We start from the raw sequence: 14,815 nt of genomic DNA, 5'->3' as shown, positions 1-14,815 counted from the left end.
AATACAGATCACTGTTTTATTTGTAGAAGCGCTTATTGATGCGCTCTGTTAACAAAGGTTATGTATTCTAACCAAGACGACTGCGCCGGGGTATTCCCCCTGACCTGCCCGTGACGAGAAAGCCGGTGAACTAACGTAAGATTTTGTTGCCACATTAACCGGCCAGTTTTTGCGCGTCAAGGCAGAGCCGGTGCACTGCGTCGCTGTGCGATATCTAACAGCCTGACGGAAATGGCGTGTATCACAGTAAAGGAGCAAGTTATGCAGAGTCGAGCCACTAAGTTTACCGTCTGGATAGCAGGGATAATTCTCACCCCGGTTATCATCTACTGGCTGTTTGCCGACATGCTGATCAAATCAGTGCTGGAAGCCCAGCTAACCCAGGCTCATGGCGCAGAAGTGAACATTGGCGGTTTTGAGCACAGTTTATTTCCAGTGGAAGTTGAAGTGACTGAGATAGGCTTTACCGATCCGGCCCAGCCACAAAACAATCAGCTGGTTGTAGGGCGTCTGGCAGGCGATGTGGAACTGATGCCGTTATTGTCTGACCAACTGATTATGAATCAGGTGGATATACTGGATGTTGCTTTTAATCAGCCCCGTCCTGCGCCGGGCAAAGTACTGCGCCAACCTGAGGGACAAAGCTTCGATGAACTCTTAACCGAAGCGAAGGAAGCTCTGCCAACGGTAGATGAATTGCTGGAACGCTCACCACTGAAAACCACCGCAGCAGTGGAAGAAGCCAGCACCACCTACAACACTTATGCCGCCGAGCTTAAAACTGACTATCAGGCGCTGCCAGACAAATCCCGCCTTGAGTATTACAAAGCCGAAATTCAGAAACTTCGCGACACCGACTTTAAAAATCCGGCAGAAGTAGTGAAAGCCAAAGCGGCATTTGATGAATTAAAGCAACAAATTCGCACCGATAAAGAAAAAATCACCACTTTCAGAGCAAAAGCCAGTGAGGCCAGAACCGCAATGAGCGGCGCTTTGAAAACCTTAAAATCGGCACCACAGCAAGATTACGAATTGCTCAAAGGTGTTTACGCTGGCGACCAGGCCGCCCTGTCACAATTAACCGAAGCGGTATTCGGCGATAAAGCGGCTCAGTATAACCGTTATTTATTCAGCGCTTTTGATTTGCTGGTGCCCTTACTCAAGGGCGGCGAAGCGCCACAAGCAGATGAACAGTACGGTACGCCACTGCAGGTGTTAGTCAGGCAGGCCAACCTATCCGTTAACTGGCAGGATACACTGCTAACCGGTGACTGGAAAAATATCACCAACCAACACTCAGTATTTGGCAACCCTACTACCTTCATATTAAATGCCGCTGCCCAAGGTGCACAAAAGTTTGCCACGCAGGGGCAGTTTTTTATGGATTCTGACGGATTGGATGCGTCGCAGACCTGGCAAATTGCCGGCTTATTATTAGACAGCGTCTCGCTGAGTGATAATCCGCGCCTTGATGCCTCTATCAAACAGGCCTTACTGGCGGCCAGTGGCTCGCTTAAAATCACCGATAATATGCTGGATGGCTCAGGCACTGTGGATCTGACTAAGCTGACCATGGCAGCAACGGGCAGCGACAGCCTGACCAACGCCATTGCCAGCCTGCTCGACAGCCTGCAACAGCTTGATATGACCATGAACATTGGCGGCAGCTTAAGTGCACCAAATTTTGGTTTTTCATCTGACCTCGACCGCCAGCTGGCCAACGCGGCACTTTCCAGCCTCAGCACCTCACAGCAGGATAAACTCAACGAGCTGAACAATAAATTACAGGATATGGTAGGCAGTCAGGATGATAATCTGGCCAGCGAGCTGGGCAATATCTCAACCTGGATGAGTGCCACTCAGGGCGATGAAGCCGCGCTGCAGGAGTTACTTCAGGCGACCTTCAAAAACGCGGTAGAGCAACACAAAGACAAGCTGCTGAACAAACTGTTCGATAAACTGGATGGACGTTGAGCATCCGGCGCGGCATAATAACTTCGACTAATTCGAACAGGTGTTCATTGTGTGGCGAGATCGGGCAATCCTTTTTATTCTGCTGGCGCTGTTAGGCGCGCTGCAGTATCGCCTGTGGTTCGGGAAAAACAGTATTCCTGATTATCTGGCCAAACAACAGGAAGTGCAAAAACAGCATCAGCAAAACGCTAATCTGGTGCAGCGTAATGCGCTGCTAAAGGCTGATATCAGCGACCTCACTATTGGCCTGGAGGCGGTAGAAGAAAGAGCCAGAAACGAGCTTGGCCTGATCAAACGGGGTGAAACCTTTTACCGTATACTGCCCAGCGAAGATGACTAAGTGGCGCAGTTAGCGTTGGTTTCCTTAATCCACTCCAACAATGACCATCAAAAAAACAACAAAGAGAATCAAACCTTTGAGCAAAGCTAATACATCTATTGTTGCCGTGGTACCCGCGGCGGGTATTGGTTCACGGATGCAGGCCGACCGCCCCAAGCAATATCTCACCATTGGCTCGCAAACGATTCTGGAACACACCTTATTAAAACTGGCGGCCCATCCCGCCATATCCAGGGTGGTAGTTGCCCTGAGTCCCATTGATCAATACTTTAGCCAGTTGTCGCTGCAGAATGCGCCATGGCTAACTATAGTAGACGGCGGGGAAAGTCGCGCTGAGTCGGTAAACAACGCACTGGTTGAGTTAGCCGGCAACGAGTGGGCGCTGGTGCATGACGCCGCGCGCCCCTGCGTAAACAGCAGCGACATTAGCCGCTTAATTGAACGTACTGAGGCAGACGACTTTGGCGGCGGCATCCTTGCCACGCCGGTTCGCGACACCATGAAACGGGCCAGCGCAGATGCTGCCAACCCGGTGGTGCTTAAAACGGAAAAGCGGGATAACCTCTGGCATGCGCTGACTCCTCAGTTATTCAGGGCGGACAAGTTGCGTGAAGCGCTGGCGTCAGCGCTCAGGGCTGGTGCCGTAGTGACCGATGAAGCCTCAGCCATGGAATTTGCCGGATACACCGTTGAGTTAATCGACAGCGATCCGGCCAACATAAAGATTACACGCCCGGCAGATTTGCCGCTGGCGCAATTTTATTTACAACAAAGCAGGTAAGTGACACATATGCGGATCGGACACGGTTACGACGTTCACAAATTCGGCGGCGAAGGCCCGATTACTATTGGTGGTGTATCCATTGACTATGAACAGGGTCTGCTCGCCCACTCTGACGGCGATGTACTTATCCATGCCCTCTGCGACGCACTGTTAGGTGCGGCCGCACTGGGCGATATCGGTAAGCACTTCCCGGATACCGACAACGCCTATGCCGGTGCCGATAGTCGCGGATTATTACGTGATGTAATAGCCCGGTTACATAACCTGGGCTATAAGCTGGTCAATGCAGATATGACTATCGTTGCCCAGGCACCCAAAATGGCGCCGCATATCACTACCATGCAGCGCTTACTGGCAGAAGACTGCGCAGTCGACACCGATCAAATCAATGTAAAGGCCACGACCACCGAAAAGCTCGGCTTTGCCGGGCGTAAAGAGGGCATTGCGGCACACGCAGTTGTGCTGATTACTAAGTGAATAGCATGCAATTAAACACGCAACACTGGCAGTACCTCAACGATAAGCCTGTCGCCAGCGGGCTGCTGAAGCAACAGGTTGAAGACTTTAAAGTAACCGAAGAGCTTGGTTATACGCTTTCCGGAGAGGGAGAGCATATCTATATCGAGCTTGAGAAAACCCAGCTCAATACCGCCTTTGTGGCAGAACAGCTGGCCAGTTTCTGCGGTTTGCCACTCCGGCAGGTCACCTATGCTGGCCGCAAAGATAAATATGCCGTTACCCGGCAGTGGTTCGGTTTGCATGTGCCAGGCAAAGCAGAGTTTAACTGGGACGAATTTACCCTCGAAGGCACACGTATTCTTCAGGTAAAGCGCCACAATAAAAAGTTACGCACCGGGCAGTTAAAAGGCAATACCTTTGAAATTACCCTGCGTGACGTAAGCGAGCCGAAAGCGGTCACCGACCGGCTCCATCAGGCTGCCCAACAAGGCGTACCCAATTATTATGGCAGTCAACGCTTTGGCATCCAGCGTATCAGTGAAAGCGGCGAGGTTAACCGTGGCGGCAATTTGCTAATGGCAGAGCGCATGCTAAATGGTGAGGTCATTAAAAATCGCAATAAGCGGTCTATGGCTTTGTCGGCACTGCGCAGCTGGCTGTTTAATGAAATGCTATCGGCCCGCATTGCCGAGGGCCGTCTGAAGGCCATTTTGCCCGGTGATGTTATTAATCTCACCGGTTCTAACAGCATATTTGTTGCCGATGAAGAAACGGAAGTCCTGATCGAGCGATTAGACCGGCAGGATTTATCCACCACTGTCCCCCTGTGGGGTAAGGGCGATATCGGCTCAGCCGGTGCAGCCAAAACAGCTGAGCTGAAAACTGCCGCCGGTTATCCGGAGGTAACCGCGTTTTTGGCCGGCCAGAAACTCAGCATGGAACGCCGCGCTGCGATTATTTGGCCCCAACGGCTTGAATGCAATCAGCAAGGTGATACATTAATCATACGATTTTTCCTGCCCTCAGGCTGTTTTGCTACCACGGTTTTAAGAGAATGTCTGCTTACCACCGAATTAGCCTGATGGAACACATTTCCTGTAGATACAACCGGTATACGTTAACTGCTTATGAAAATACTACTCAGTAATGACGACAGCGTTTTTGCCAAAGGTATTGCCACCATGCATGCCGCGCTGGCAAAACAGCATGATGTCACTGTCATTGCCCCCGACCGCAACTGCAGCGGCGCGAGTAATGCCTTGTCATTGCATCAGCCATTGCGCATTCAGAAAATGGACAGCGGCTTTTTCGCCGTCAACGGTACGCCTTCTGACTGTGTCCATCTGGGCGTTAACAGTTTTCTGGAAGAGGATCCTGAACTGGTGGTCTCGGGCATTAATCATGGCGCGAATCTGGGTGATGACGTTATTTACTCCGGTACTGTAGCCGCCGCCACAGAAGGGCGTTACATGGGGTTGCCAGCCATTGCGGTATCGCTGTGTAACTATGACGGCGGACATTTTGAAACCGCAGCCCGGGTAGTAGTAGAAGTGATTGAAAAATTAATCACCCACCCGCTGCCTGCTAATCAGATCCTGAATATTAACGTGCCTGATCTCCCTTATGAAGAATTAGCAGGTGTGAAGGTTACCCGTCAGGGGCGACGCCATCGCGCCGAGTCCATGGTAAAAGCCAAAGACGCTTTTGGACGGCCAATTTACTGGTACGGACCGGCCGGCGCAGAGCAGGATGCCGGACCGGGAACGGATTTTCACGCTATCGCTCATGGCTATTGTTCTGTCACGCCTTTAAGTGTGGATATGACAGCTCGCGATAGTATTGCAGAAATGGAAAAATGGCTTGAAATGTAAGCCCGATAAGAAAAATAACCCGTAACAAGAATTAATGACACATGAGAACAACAAGAAAAGGCGATGCACTGGCACAATTGTTGTGCGACGAAGGGATTTCGAATCAAAAGGTGCTCAATGCAATAGCCAGTGTTCCCCGCGAACGCTTTTTACCGGATGCATTGCAGCATAAAGCCTATCAGAATACGGCTTTACCCATTGGTCAGGGACAAACCATCTCGCAACCTTATATTGTTGCCAAAATGAGTGAGCTGCTGCTGGCAGCCCCCAATTCCGCCAGTTCAGTACTGGAAATTGGTACCGGCTCAGGTTACCAGACTGCTATTCTGGCGCTGCTGTTCCCCCAGGTATTCTCGGTTGAGCGCATCAAAGCCCTGCAATTTCAGGCTAAACGGCGCATGAATCAACTGGATTTACATAACATAAAAATGAAACACGGCGACGGCTGGCAAGGCTGGAGCAGTAAAGCGCCTTATGATTGTATTATTGTTACTGCAGCTGCCAGCAGCGTGCCCGAAGCTCTTACCGATCAGCTTAATGAAGGCGGCCGGCTGGTGATCCCGGTGGGCGATGATCAACAACAATTGTTGTGCATCGATAAAATTGAGGGCGAGCTGCACAGCACCACAGTGGAAGCGGTTCGTTTTGTGCCCCTGGTGGCCGGAGACCTCCTTTGAAATTATTCCAACCTTGTTACGACCTGGCCTTACGCTGGTCTAAACACCCGGCCGCCAGTCGTTATCTGGCATTGCTGAGTTTTGCCGAATCGGTGATTTTTCCTATTCCGCCTGATGTCATGCTGGCGCCTATGTCACTTTCACAACCCTCCCGGGCCTGGCATTTTGCCCTGATCACCACGCTGGCTTCTATTGTAGGTGGTGTAGCCGGTTACCTGTTGGGCTTTTTTGCTTTCGATACGTTACTCCAGCCATTCATTGAAGCATCGGGATATGCGCATAAACTGGAAACTGCCATTGGCTGGTTCGAAACCTATGGCGTCTGGGTGGTCTTTCTGGCCGGTTTCTCGCCTATTCCCTATAAAGTCTTTACTATCAGTGCCGGTTTCTTACAGATGGCTTTTCTGCCCTTTTTAATCGCCTCAGCGATAGGTCGGGGTGCGAGATTCTTTTTAGTTGCATCACTAATGAAGTGGGGCGGCGCAAGAATGGAAGAGCAATTGCGTAAGTACGTAGAAGTGCTCGGTTGGGCAGTGGTTGGACTGGCGATTGTCGCTTATCTGATGCTACGATGAAATTTAACGGTACTAGCGTAATGCGCGTTGTCATTAGCCTGATTGCCAGCATAACGTTAGTCAGCTGCGCTGGTCCGGAGCGTCCGGCACCGGTGGTAGTGCTCAATAGTCAGCATTATCCTGAAGCCGAGGAAAAGCTAACCAATTATACGGTAAAGGCCGGCGACACACTCTATGCGATTGCCTGGTACACAGGGAATGATTACCGGGATATAGCGAAATGGAATTCGTTGTCTGAACCCTACAACATTTATCCCGGTCAAACACTGAATTTACAGCAACCGCGAAGAGTGTCAAAAAAATCACACACTGTCAATAATGTGACTGGTCAAACCAGCAAGCAAAACCCAAAAATGTCTATTGACCAAAAAGATAGCCAGGCGTATTGTGATTGTAAATCAGATGTTAACAACACAAAAGGAGTTGTGAGTAAACCCAAGATAAATGGTTTCCCACAACGTGTTGAAAGATGGATTTGGCCTGCGCAAGGTCGAATCGAATTATCAAACAGTAACGGTCAGACTACTCAAACAGGGGTCGACATTTACTCAAATCAGGGCAGCGAAGTCGTTGCTGCTGCCTCAGGGAAAGTTGTATACGCTGGTAACGCGCTGCGCGGATACGGGAACCTAATAATAATAAAACATACCGAATCGTTTTTAAGTGCTTACGCCCACAATGACCGGATACTGGTTAGTGAGCGGGAATGGGTTAGCGCGGGTCAGGAAATTGCGAAAATGGGCGATACTGGTACAACAAAAGTAAAGCTCCATTTTGAAATACGCTATCGGGGAAAAGCTGTTGAACCGATGAAATATTTACCAATCAAACAATAACAATAAATAATAATAATAATAATAATTAAGAAATCAGGAGAACGTCGTAAGGTAAAACAACGCAGGAGATACAGTTGTGGGTCAACAAAATATCGCTGTCATCGACGCAACACCCCAAGACGAAGTAGACAACATCGAAGTTAATGAGAATATCAAAGACGACGAGTTGTTAGAAGAAAATGAAAAAACCAAGGCCGAAACCTGGTCAAATCAGGAAGAGGTCTCTAAAACACTGGATGCAACACAGTTATATCTGAGTGAAATTGGCTATTCACCTCTGCTCACCGCAGAAGAGGAAGTACATTTTGCACGCAGAGCACTGAAAGGCTGTGAAGCATCCCGTAAACGAATGATCGTTAGCAACCTCAGGTTGGTAGTGAAAATTGCCCGTCGTTACAATAATAGAGGCCTGGCACTGCTGGATCTTATTGAGGAGGGCAATCTTGGATTGATTCGGGCGGTGGAAAAGTTTGATCCGGAACGAGGATTCAGATTTTCAACTTACGCGACATGGTGGATTCGTCAGACGATTGAACGAGCCATTATGAACCAGACCCGGACTATTCGGTTACCAATTCATGTGGTGAAAGAATTGAACGTTTATCTGCGTGCGGCGCGTGAACTGGCTCAGGAGCTTGATCACGAACCAACGGCAGAAGACATTGCTCTGCATCTCGATAAACCTATTGATGAAGTCAGCAAGATGTTGCGTCTTAACGAACGTATCAGCTCCGTTGATACTCCCATCGGTGGCGAAAACGACAAAGCACTGCTGGATATTCTGGCCGATGATAACGAATCCAGTCCGGAAGACGAACTTCAGGATAGCAATATTAAACAAAATATTGTGTCCTGGTTACAGGAGCTTAACGCCAAGCAACGTGAAGTTCTGGCACGGCGGTTTGGTCTGATGGGTTACGAACCATCTACGCTGGAAGACGTAGGCGCTGAGATTGGCCTGACCCGGGAAAGGGTACGTCAGATTCAGGTAGAAGGCTTGCGTCGTCTCAAAGACATGCTCAGCAGCCAGGGGCTGGATTTAGAAAGCGTCTTTAGTCGCCTGAGTTAAACTGATAAACAAACGCCCCTCAAAGAGGGGCGTTTTTGTGTTTACTGTCTGTCCAGAGTGACAAAGCGGTAAGGATACGGGTTTTTCTCGTCTGGCTCACATGCCTGTTCTTCAACCAGCAACCAGTCGCCGTCGGCCTGATAATCCGGAAAATGGGTATCACCGTCGGTGTCTAAATCTATGAGTGTAAGATACAGGCGGTCGGCTTTGCCAAGCAGGCTGCTGTAAATTTTACCACCACCAATAATCATCACCTCTTCAGGCGCCTGCTGTTGCGCCTGATTAAGAGCATCTTCGATAGAATTAACCACTACAGCATCTGCCAGTTGATAGCTGCTATCAGCAGTGATGACTATGTTCAGCCGTCCCGGTAAGGCTCTGCCAATCGACTCGTAGGTCTTGCGCCCCATAATGACAGGCTTGCCAAGCGTGGTGCGTTTAAAATGGGCCAAATCGGCCGGCATATGCCAGGGCATCTGGTTATCTTTGCCAATCACCCGGTTGTTCGCCGTTGCGGCAATCATCGCTATTTTCATATTTACTGCCACCTTACTGCTAAAGCCGGATTACTTACGGTAGATCACTTCAACGTCGTAGTCGTCGTCATCATCATCGTCCCAGTCGTCATCATCGTCATCCGCTTCAGGCTCCGGGTTATAAGTATCCCACTTAAACTCAACTTCACGCTTTTCCTGCTCATCTTCGAGTTCGTCCGGCAGATTCTCAATAAAGTTCATAATCTCAAGACACAGCGGCTCCAGACCGATGCGCTGGAATGCAGAGATATAAAATACCGGACCGTCCCATTCAAGCTTATCGACAATTTGCTGGCACAATTCTTCGGCTTCTTCCTCGAGTAACAGATCGATTTTATTAAATACCAGCCAGCGCGGTTTGCCGGCCAGCTTAGGGCTGTACTTCTCGAGTTCATTAATGATCGTAATGGCATTTTCAGCCGGATCAGACTGATCGGCAGGCATCAGGTCAACCAGATGCAACAGTACCCGGCAGCGCTCCAGGTGTTTAAGGAAGCGAATACCTAAACCCGCACCCTCGGATGCGCCTTCGATTAACCCAGGAATATCCGCAATAACGAAGCTGCGTTGTGCATCCTGCCTGACTACGCCTAAGTTAGGTACCAGGGTAGTAAAGGGATAATCCGCTACCTTTGGCTTGGCCGCCGATACCGAACGAATAAAGGTGGATTTACCGGCATTCGGTAAGCCTAACAGACCAACGTCAGCCAACAACATCAGTTCCAGCTTAAGGTTGCGAATTTCTCCCGGGGTGCCGTTGGTTTTTTGCCGTGGAGCCCGGTTTGTACTGCTTTTAAAACGAGCATTACCAAGACCATGGAAACCGCCCTGCGCTACTTTTAAACGCTGACCATGACGGGTTAAATCGCCCAGAACTTCCTGCGTATCGGCGTCGGTTGCACGGGTACCGATGGGTACCATCACGGTAAGATCTTCACCGGCCTTCCCCGTACAGTTACCACCCATACCGTTCTGGCCACGCTCCGCGCGGTGGAAACGCTCAAAACGATAATCGATAAGGGTGTTGAGGTTCTCGTCCGCTTGTAAGTACACACTACCGCCGTCGCCACCGTCACCACCGTCCGGGCCACCCTTGGGGACATATTTTTCGCGACGAAATCCAATGGTACCGTTGCCGCCATCACCTGCTTCAACTCGAATTTCAGCTTCATCTACAAATTTCATGTTTACCCCGGACCGAACCCTAAACTTTTAAGTGTAACTCACTTTATCGAAGAGGATAGCCACCAGGGCCGTTTCTTCACTCCGATAATTATAAACTGCTATGTTACCTGCAATAAAAAACCCCGCAAGCGCGGGGTTTTTTGAATCAGTAAACGATTGCGCTTTATTCAGCAACAATGCTCACAAACTTACGGTTGTTAGGTCCTTTAACTTCGAACTTAACTTTACCGTCAGCTAATGCGAACAGGGTGTGATCTTTACCGATACCCATGTTGTTGCCAGCGTGGAAACGAGTGCCGCGCTGTCTAACAATGATGTTACCGGCCAGCACAGACTCACCACCAAAACGCTTAACACCTAAGCGTTTACTTTCTGAGTCGCGACCGTTTTTGGTACTACCACCAGCTTTTTTGTGTGCCATGTGTCTATGCTCCTATTATGCGTTAATACCAGTGATTTTCACTTCAGTGAACCACTGACGGTGACCCGCTTGCTTACGCGAGTGCTTACGACGACGGAACTTAACGATTTTTACTTTATCGCCACGACCGTGTGTAACAACTTCAGCAGTCACTTTACCACCGGCAACATATGGTGTGCCGATTTTAACGTCGTCACCATTGCTAACCATTAATACGTTATCAAACTCTACACTGTCGCCTGGAGCGACTTCGATCTTCTCGAGACGAACGGTTTGACCTTCGGCCACACGGTGTTGTTTACCACCACTTTGGAAAACCGCGTACATAACTTTCTCCGCTCTGCGCCAAATTTATTGCGCTTTCAATTCTAAAACAGGGCGCGAATTGTACGTGAATCAATTTTCGATCACAACCCCATAATGCGAAAAAAGTTTATTTTTCGAGCGAAGTTATCGATCCCCGGCCAGAGCAACCATTTTAACAGGTTTAGCGGCTAACCAAAACGCCTGTTTTTATTGATATTTATCAACAATTTCAAGCTCATGCGGTTGGCATCCGTTACTATACTGTAGATTGTGTTTGTCTTATAGTCGCAGGGATCGCCACATCCCGATCCCAGGATCCCGTGTTGTTTATCCCGGTAGGGCTGTGATACCAATCCGCATAGGAGTTTGCCCACTCAGCAAGACTGGCAGGCTTTCTGGCTAGGCTTGGTTGCACAGGTTTGGTGGTTCCAAATCAAGCAAGCGTAACAACGCCAGAAAGCCTGCCAGCCTTGCCCGAAGGGAGTGGCCAAAACGACTTACATCTGTGTTGCGCCCTCTGGACATAGAATGACTATGCCACAGAGAACGCGTCGTGATCTAAGTCGTTTTGACTCACTCTGAGAGGGTAAACTCCTATGCGGATTGGTATTATTTATGGCGAAATTAATCTAATTCACTGGATAGACGGTAATATTTATGTACAATCTGCTGCCAGTCAGCTTACACGTACCGGACACTACGAGACGCTATGAATATTGATCAAATAAAAGCATTGGCCGAATCCGACATGCAGGCAGTTAACCAACTGATCCAGCAGCAGGTTGATTCGGATGTTGCCCTGATCAATCAACTCGGCTTTTACATAGTTAATAGTGGCGGCAAGCGCCTGCGTCCGTTGTTAACCGTGTTGGCAGCCAGAGCACTGCAAATCGAATCCGGCCAGCACCACACACTGGCCGCAATCATTGAGTTTATCCATACTGCCACGCTGTTACACGATGACGTTGTAGATGAATCAACCATGCGCCGGGGCCGCGAAACGGCCAATGCACTGTTCGGTAACCAGGCCAGCGTACTGGTGGGTGATTTCCTTTACACCCGCAGCTTCCAGATGATGGTGGAGTTGCAAAGTATGCGGGTGATGGAAATACTGTCTGACTCCACTAACCGCATTGCTCAGGGCGAAGTGCAGCAGTTAATGAACTGCAACGACCCGGATACAACTGAAGCCAGCTATTTTGACGTTATCTACGGTAAAACCGCCCGTCTGTTTGAAGCGGCAACCCAGTTAGCGGCGGTAATCACCGGCCAGTCGGATGAGATTGAACAGGCTATGCAGGCCTATGGCCGTCACTTAGGTACTGCTTTCCAACTGGCCGATGATATTCTTGATTACGAATCAGACAGCGATGCCATGGGTAAGAACGCCGGTGACGATCTGGCCGAAGGTAAGCCTACCCTGCCTTTGCTTTACGCCATGTGGCATGCCGGTGATGAAGATGCAGCACTGATCCGCGAGGCCATCGAAAAAGCCAACGGTTTACCGCATTTACAGCGTATTGTAACGGTGATGAACGACACCGGTGCACTGAACTACACCCGTCGGAAAGCCTTTGAAGAGGCTGATATGGCAATATCAGCCCTTAACGTATTGCCAGAAAGTGATTACAAGCAGGCGCTTATTGCTTTGGCGCACATCGCTGTAGACCGTAATAGCTAAAGACTAAATCCGAGCATTCCTATCATAAAGCCGAGGATCCCGCCCAGAGGTGGTGCCCAGCTGTTTTCCATGCGTACCTGAGGCGCGATATCCTGTAGTACTGAATACAGGATACCGCCGGCGGCGAATAACATAATGGCAGAAACAATTACCGTATACTGTGCCAGCAAATAATAGCCTATCAATGCCATGACTGGTCCAAGCAACGCCATAAATAAAAACATCACCAGGATCCGACGGGCGCTATAGTGTCCGGCCGCTTTCAGCTCCCGGTAGGCATTAAACCCTTCTGGAAAGTTCTGCACTGCAACCAACAAGCCCAGTAAAACACTGCCTCCGCCTAATGCGGCGGTAGTGCCAAGGGCGATAGATTCGGGAATAAAATCAGATAACATAGACGCCAGCTGGCTGGCAGGTAAATCATTGCGGGCCAGCCAGATATCCAGCCCCATAAAAGCAAAAGCACCAAGTAAAAAGCTAACACAGGACGCCGTGGTACCGAGGTCTTTCATGCCTTCTGGCACCAGTACCAGCGCCACAGCCGACAACAGAGCCCCCGCCCCCATCGCCAGAATGCTGTGACGCAGCTCTTCATCCAGCCAGGCCGGGAACACGCCTTCAACCTTGGCCAATAAGCCACCGGCGGGCATAGCTAACCCCGCCACCAGTGCAACGATCACTACATATACTACCGACGGGTCTGCCACGCGCTTGCCTCTGTAAAATGTACGTCCAACATGTTATTTCGCGAGCTCTTAGTTAGTTTTTTTGTTCGGCAATCCGTTCGGCAATCCTGGTCATATTTTCGTTGTTGTCACGATGCACGATAATGTTATCTTCAATACGGATACCACCGTAGGGGCGATAAGTACCGACCACATCCCAGTTGATGTATTTGGAAGACTCGCTGCTTTTGAGGTCGGCCAGCAGAGACTCAATAAAATACAAGCCCGGTTCGATAGTAAAGACCTGACGGGCTTCCACCGTGCGGGTACAGCGTAAAAACGGGTGATCGTCAGGCGCAGGCTTGGGTGTGCCGCGATCATCCATTACCAGTCCGCCCACATCATGAACCTGTAACCCCAGGAAGTGGCCAATCCCGTGCGGGAAGAAAGTACGGGTAATGCCCTGTGCCAGACAGTCCTCGGCGGTCATATTGACCAGACCAGCCTGCACCAGCACATTGGCGATCCCTTCATGGGCTGCCAGGTGAATATCAGCATAATCCACACCTGGTTTTAACCGCTCTGCCAGTGACAGGGTGAGCTTATCAAGCTCGCGGATCAGGCCTTTAAACGGATTATCCCCTACCGAGTAAGTACGGGTAATGTCTGCTGCATAGCCATTGTAATTAGCGCCGGCATCAATCAGAAAAGAACGATGCTGGTCTGGTTTGGCTGTGTCGTAGTGCATATAGTGGAGAATCGAACAATGCTCATTGAGCGCAACGATACCAGTATAGGGCACATCATTGTCGCCCTGCTGGGTAGCGGCATTGTAAGCCAGGTTAATATAAAACTCGCTTTCGCCGGCAAAGAAGGCCTGCGCCGCCGCCCGATGACCAGCCACCGCAATACGGTTAGCTTCGCGCATGCAGGCGAGCTCATAGTCAGTTTTATAAGCGCGCTGGTAATGTAAATAATGCAGTGCACGGTCGGGGTTCACATTGTTAAAGCCCAACGCACTGGCTACTTCAATATACTCGCCCACATAGGCAAAGTTGCGTTTGTCATAAGGCAGATGCTTTTCCACCATATCCGCCTGCTTAAGCATGACGACGTCGAAACAGTCAGTCCAGTATTCGTTGGGCTCGGGCGGTACCTTGTGCCAGAAGTCGGTAGGCCGGTAAAAAATCAGCTTAGGCTTATCCAACCCGTTAACTACCAGCCAGCAGTTTGGGTTATCGATAACCGGTAACCAGGCCTTAAACTGTGGATTAACCTTAAAAGGATAATGGTTGTCGTCTAAAAACAATCGCTTGCTTTGACCTGAGTGAATAACCAACCCTTCCAGTCCTTCACGTTCCACGGCTTCGCGAGTACGTTGCTGAAGGGTTTCAATATGCGCTGCATACAGGTCGTGATGCTCTGTCATAGTGCCT

General features: G+C 49.8%; 17 protein-coding genes. 11 read left to right on the top strand and 6 right to left on the bottom strand.

Translation table 11 applies throughout. The features are described 5' to 3' along the window. Positions 1–261: 261 nt before the first annotated feature. From C6Y40_RS17665 to rpoS, 10 genes are all read left to right on the top strand, one after another. Positions 262–1,974, top strand: coding sequence for a TIGR03545 family protein (locus tag C6Y40_RS17665; RefSeq protein ID WP_170308528.1), 1,713 nt, complete (start codon positions 262–264; stop codon positions 1,972–1,974). A gap of 49 nt (positions 1,975–2,023) precedes the next feature. After that, positions 2,024–2,314, top strand: coding sequence for a cell division protein FtsB (gene ftsB, locus C6Y40_RS17660; protein ID WP_170308527.1), 291 nt, complete (start codon positions 2,024–2,026; stop codon positions 2,312–2,314). A 40-nt stretch (positions 2,315–2,354) separates the two neighbouring features. Then, complete coding sequence (ispD, locus tag C6Y40_RS17655) at positions 2,355–3,095, top strand: 2-C-methyl-D-erythritol 4-phosphate cytidylyltransferase (protein ID WP_105935721.1); 741 nt, start codon at positions 2,355–2,357, stop codon at positions 3,093–3,095. 9 nt (positions 3,096–3,104) lie between these two features. Next, positions 3,105–3,575: a 2-C-methyl-D-erythritol 2,4-cyclodiphosphate synthase gene (gene ispF, locus C6Y40_RS17650; RefSeq protein ID WP_105935720.1), complete on the top strand. Its 471-nt coding sequence runs from the start codon at positions 3,105–3,107 to the stop codon at positions 3,573–3,575. A 5-nt stretch (positions 3,576–3,580) separates the two neighbouring features. Continuing rightward, the gene (gene truD, locus C6Y40_RS17645; RefSeq protein WP_105935719.1) at positions 3,581–4,639 is read left to right on the top strand and encodes a tRNA pseudouridine(13) synthase TruD; all 1,059 of its coding nucleotides are present in this window, start codon (positions 3,581–3,583) and stop codon (positions 4,637–4,639) included. Positions 4,640–4,684: 45 nt separating this feature from the next. Continuing rightward, a complete protein-coding gene (surE, locus tag C6Y40_RS17640) occupies positions 4,685–5,428 on the top strand; it encodes a 5'/3'-nucleotidase SurE (protein WP_105935718.1) in 744 nt (247 codons plus the stop codon). A 41-nt stretch (positions 5,429–5,469) separates the two neighbouring features. Further along, positions 5,470–6,105 carry a protein-L-isoaspartate(D-aspartate) O-methyltransferase gene (locus C6Y40_RS17635; protein ID WP_105935717.1) on the top strand — a complete coding sequence of 212 codons (636 nt, stop codon included), beginning with the start codon at positions 5,470–5,472 and terminating at the stop codon, positions 6,103–6,105. Then, positions 6,102–6,680: a YqaA family protein gene (locus C6Y40_RS17630; RefSeq protein WP_105935716.1), complete on the top strand. Its 579-nt coding sequence runs from the start codon at positions 6,102–6,104 to the stop codon at positions 6,678–6,680. Before C6Y40_RS17635 ends, C6Y40_RS17630 begins: the two co-directional genes overlap by 4 nt. A gap of 92 nt (positions 6,681–6,772) precedes the next feature. Beyond that, a complete protein-coding gene (locus tag C6Y40_RS17625) occupies positions 6,773–7,516 on the top strand; it encodes a peptidoglycan DD-metalloendopeptidase family protein (RefSeq protein ID WP_240622004.1) in 744 nt (247 codons plus the stop codon). A 76-nt stretch (positions 7,517–7,592) separates the two neighbouring features. Continuing rightward, entirely contained in the window at positions 7,593–8,585 is a 993-nt protein-coding gene (gene rpoS / locus C6Y40_RS17620) for an RNA polymerase sigma factor RpoS (protein ID WP_105935715.1), read from the top strand. 41 nt (positions 8,586–8,626) lie between these two features. Here rpoS and folA read toward each other — a convergent pair whose 3' ends face one another. The 4 genes from folA to rplU all read right to left on the bottom strand — a co-directional run bounded on the left by folA (position 8,627) and on the right by rplU (position 11,054). Next, positions 8,627–9,121: a type 3 dihydrofolate reductase gene (gene folA, locus C6Y40_RS17615; protein ID WP_240622003.1), complete on the bottom strand. Its 495-nt coding sequence runs from the start codon at positions 9,119–9,121 to the stop codon at positions 8,627–8,629. 30 nt (positions 9,122–9,151) lie between these two features. Beyond that, positions 9,152–10,306 (bottom strand): Obg family GTPase CgtA, encoded by a 1,155-nt coding sequence (cgtA, locus tag C6Y40_RS17610; protein WP_105935714.1) that lies wholly within the window; start codon positions 10,304–10,306, stop codon positions 9,152–9,154. A 163-nt stretch (positions 10,307–10,469) separates the two neighbouring features. Further along, complete coding sequence (rpmA, locus tag C6Y40_RS17605) at positions 10,470–10,727, bottom strand: 50S ribosomal protein L27 (RefSeq protein WP_105935713.1); 258 nt, start codon at positions 10,725–10,727, stop codon at positions 10,470–10,472. A gap of 15 nt (positions 10,728–10,742) precedes the next feature. Beyond that, a complete protein-coding gene (rplU, locus tag C6Y40_RS17600; protein ID WP_105935712.1) occupies positions 10,743–11,054 on the bottom strand; it encodes a 50S ribosomal protein L21 in 312 nt (103 codons plus the stop codon). A gap of 688 nt (positions 11,055–11,742) precedes the next feature. Here rplU and ispB point away from each other — a divergent pair. Next, positions 11,743–12,714, top strand: coding sequence for an octaprenyl diphosphate synthase (gene ispB / locus C6Y40_RS17595; protein ID WP_105935711.1), 972 nt, complete (start codon positions 11,743–11,745; stop codon positions 12,712–12,714). Here ispB and C6Y40_RS17590 read toward each other — a convergent pair. Next, on the bottom strand, positions 12,711–13,421 hold the full coding sequence (locus C6Y40_RS17590) for a ZIP family metal transporter (protein ID WP_420836942.1): 711 nt from the start codon (positions 13,419–13,421) through the stop codon (positions 12,711–12,713). The genes ispB and C6Y40_RS17590 overlap by 4 nt on opposite strands. 52 nt (positions 13,422–13,473) lie before the next feature. Continuing rightward, positions 13,474–14,808 (bottom strand): Xaa-Pro dipeptidase, encoded by a 1,335-nt coding sequence (gene pepQ, locus C6Y40_RS17585; RefSeq protein ID WP_105935749.1) that lies wholly within the window; start codon positions 14,806–14,808, stop codon positions 13,474–13,476. Between the last annotated feature and the right edge of the window lie 7 nt (positions 14,809–14,815).

The organism is Marisediminitalea alba, from assembly GCF_002993365.1.
Classification (GTDB): Bacteria; Pseudomonadota; Gammaproteobacteria; order Enterobacterales; family Alteromonadaceae; genus Alteromonas; species Alteromonas alba.
The sequence above is the reverse complement of the archived record's forward strand: the minus strand, read 5'-3'. Positions and strand labels throughout refer to the sequence as shown.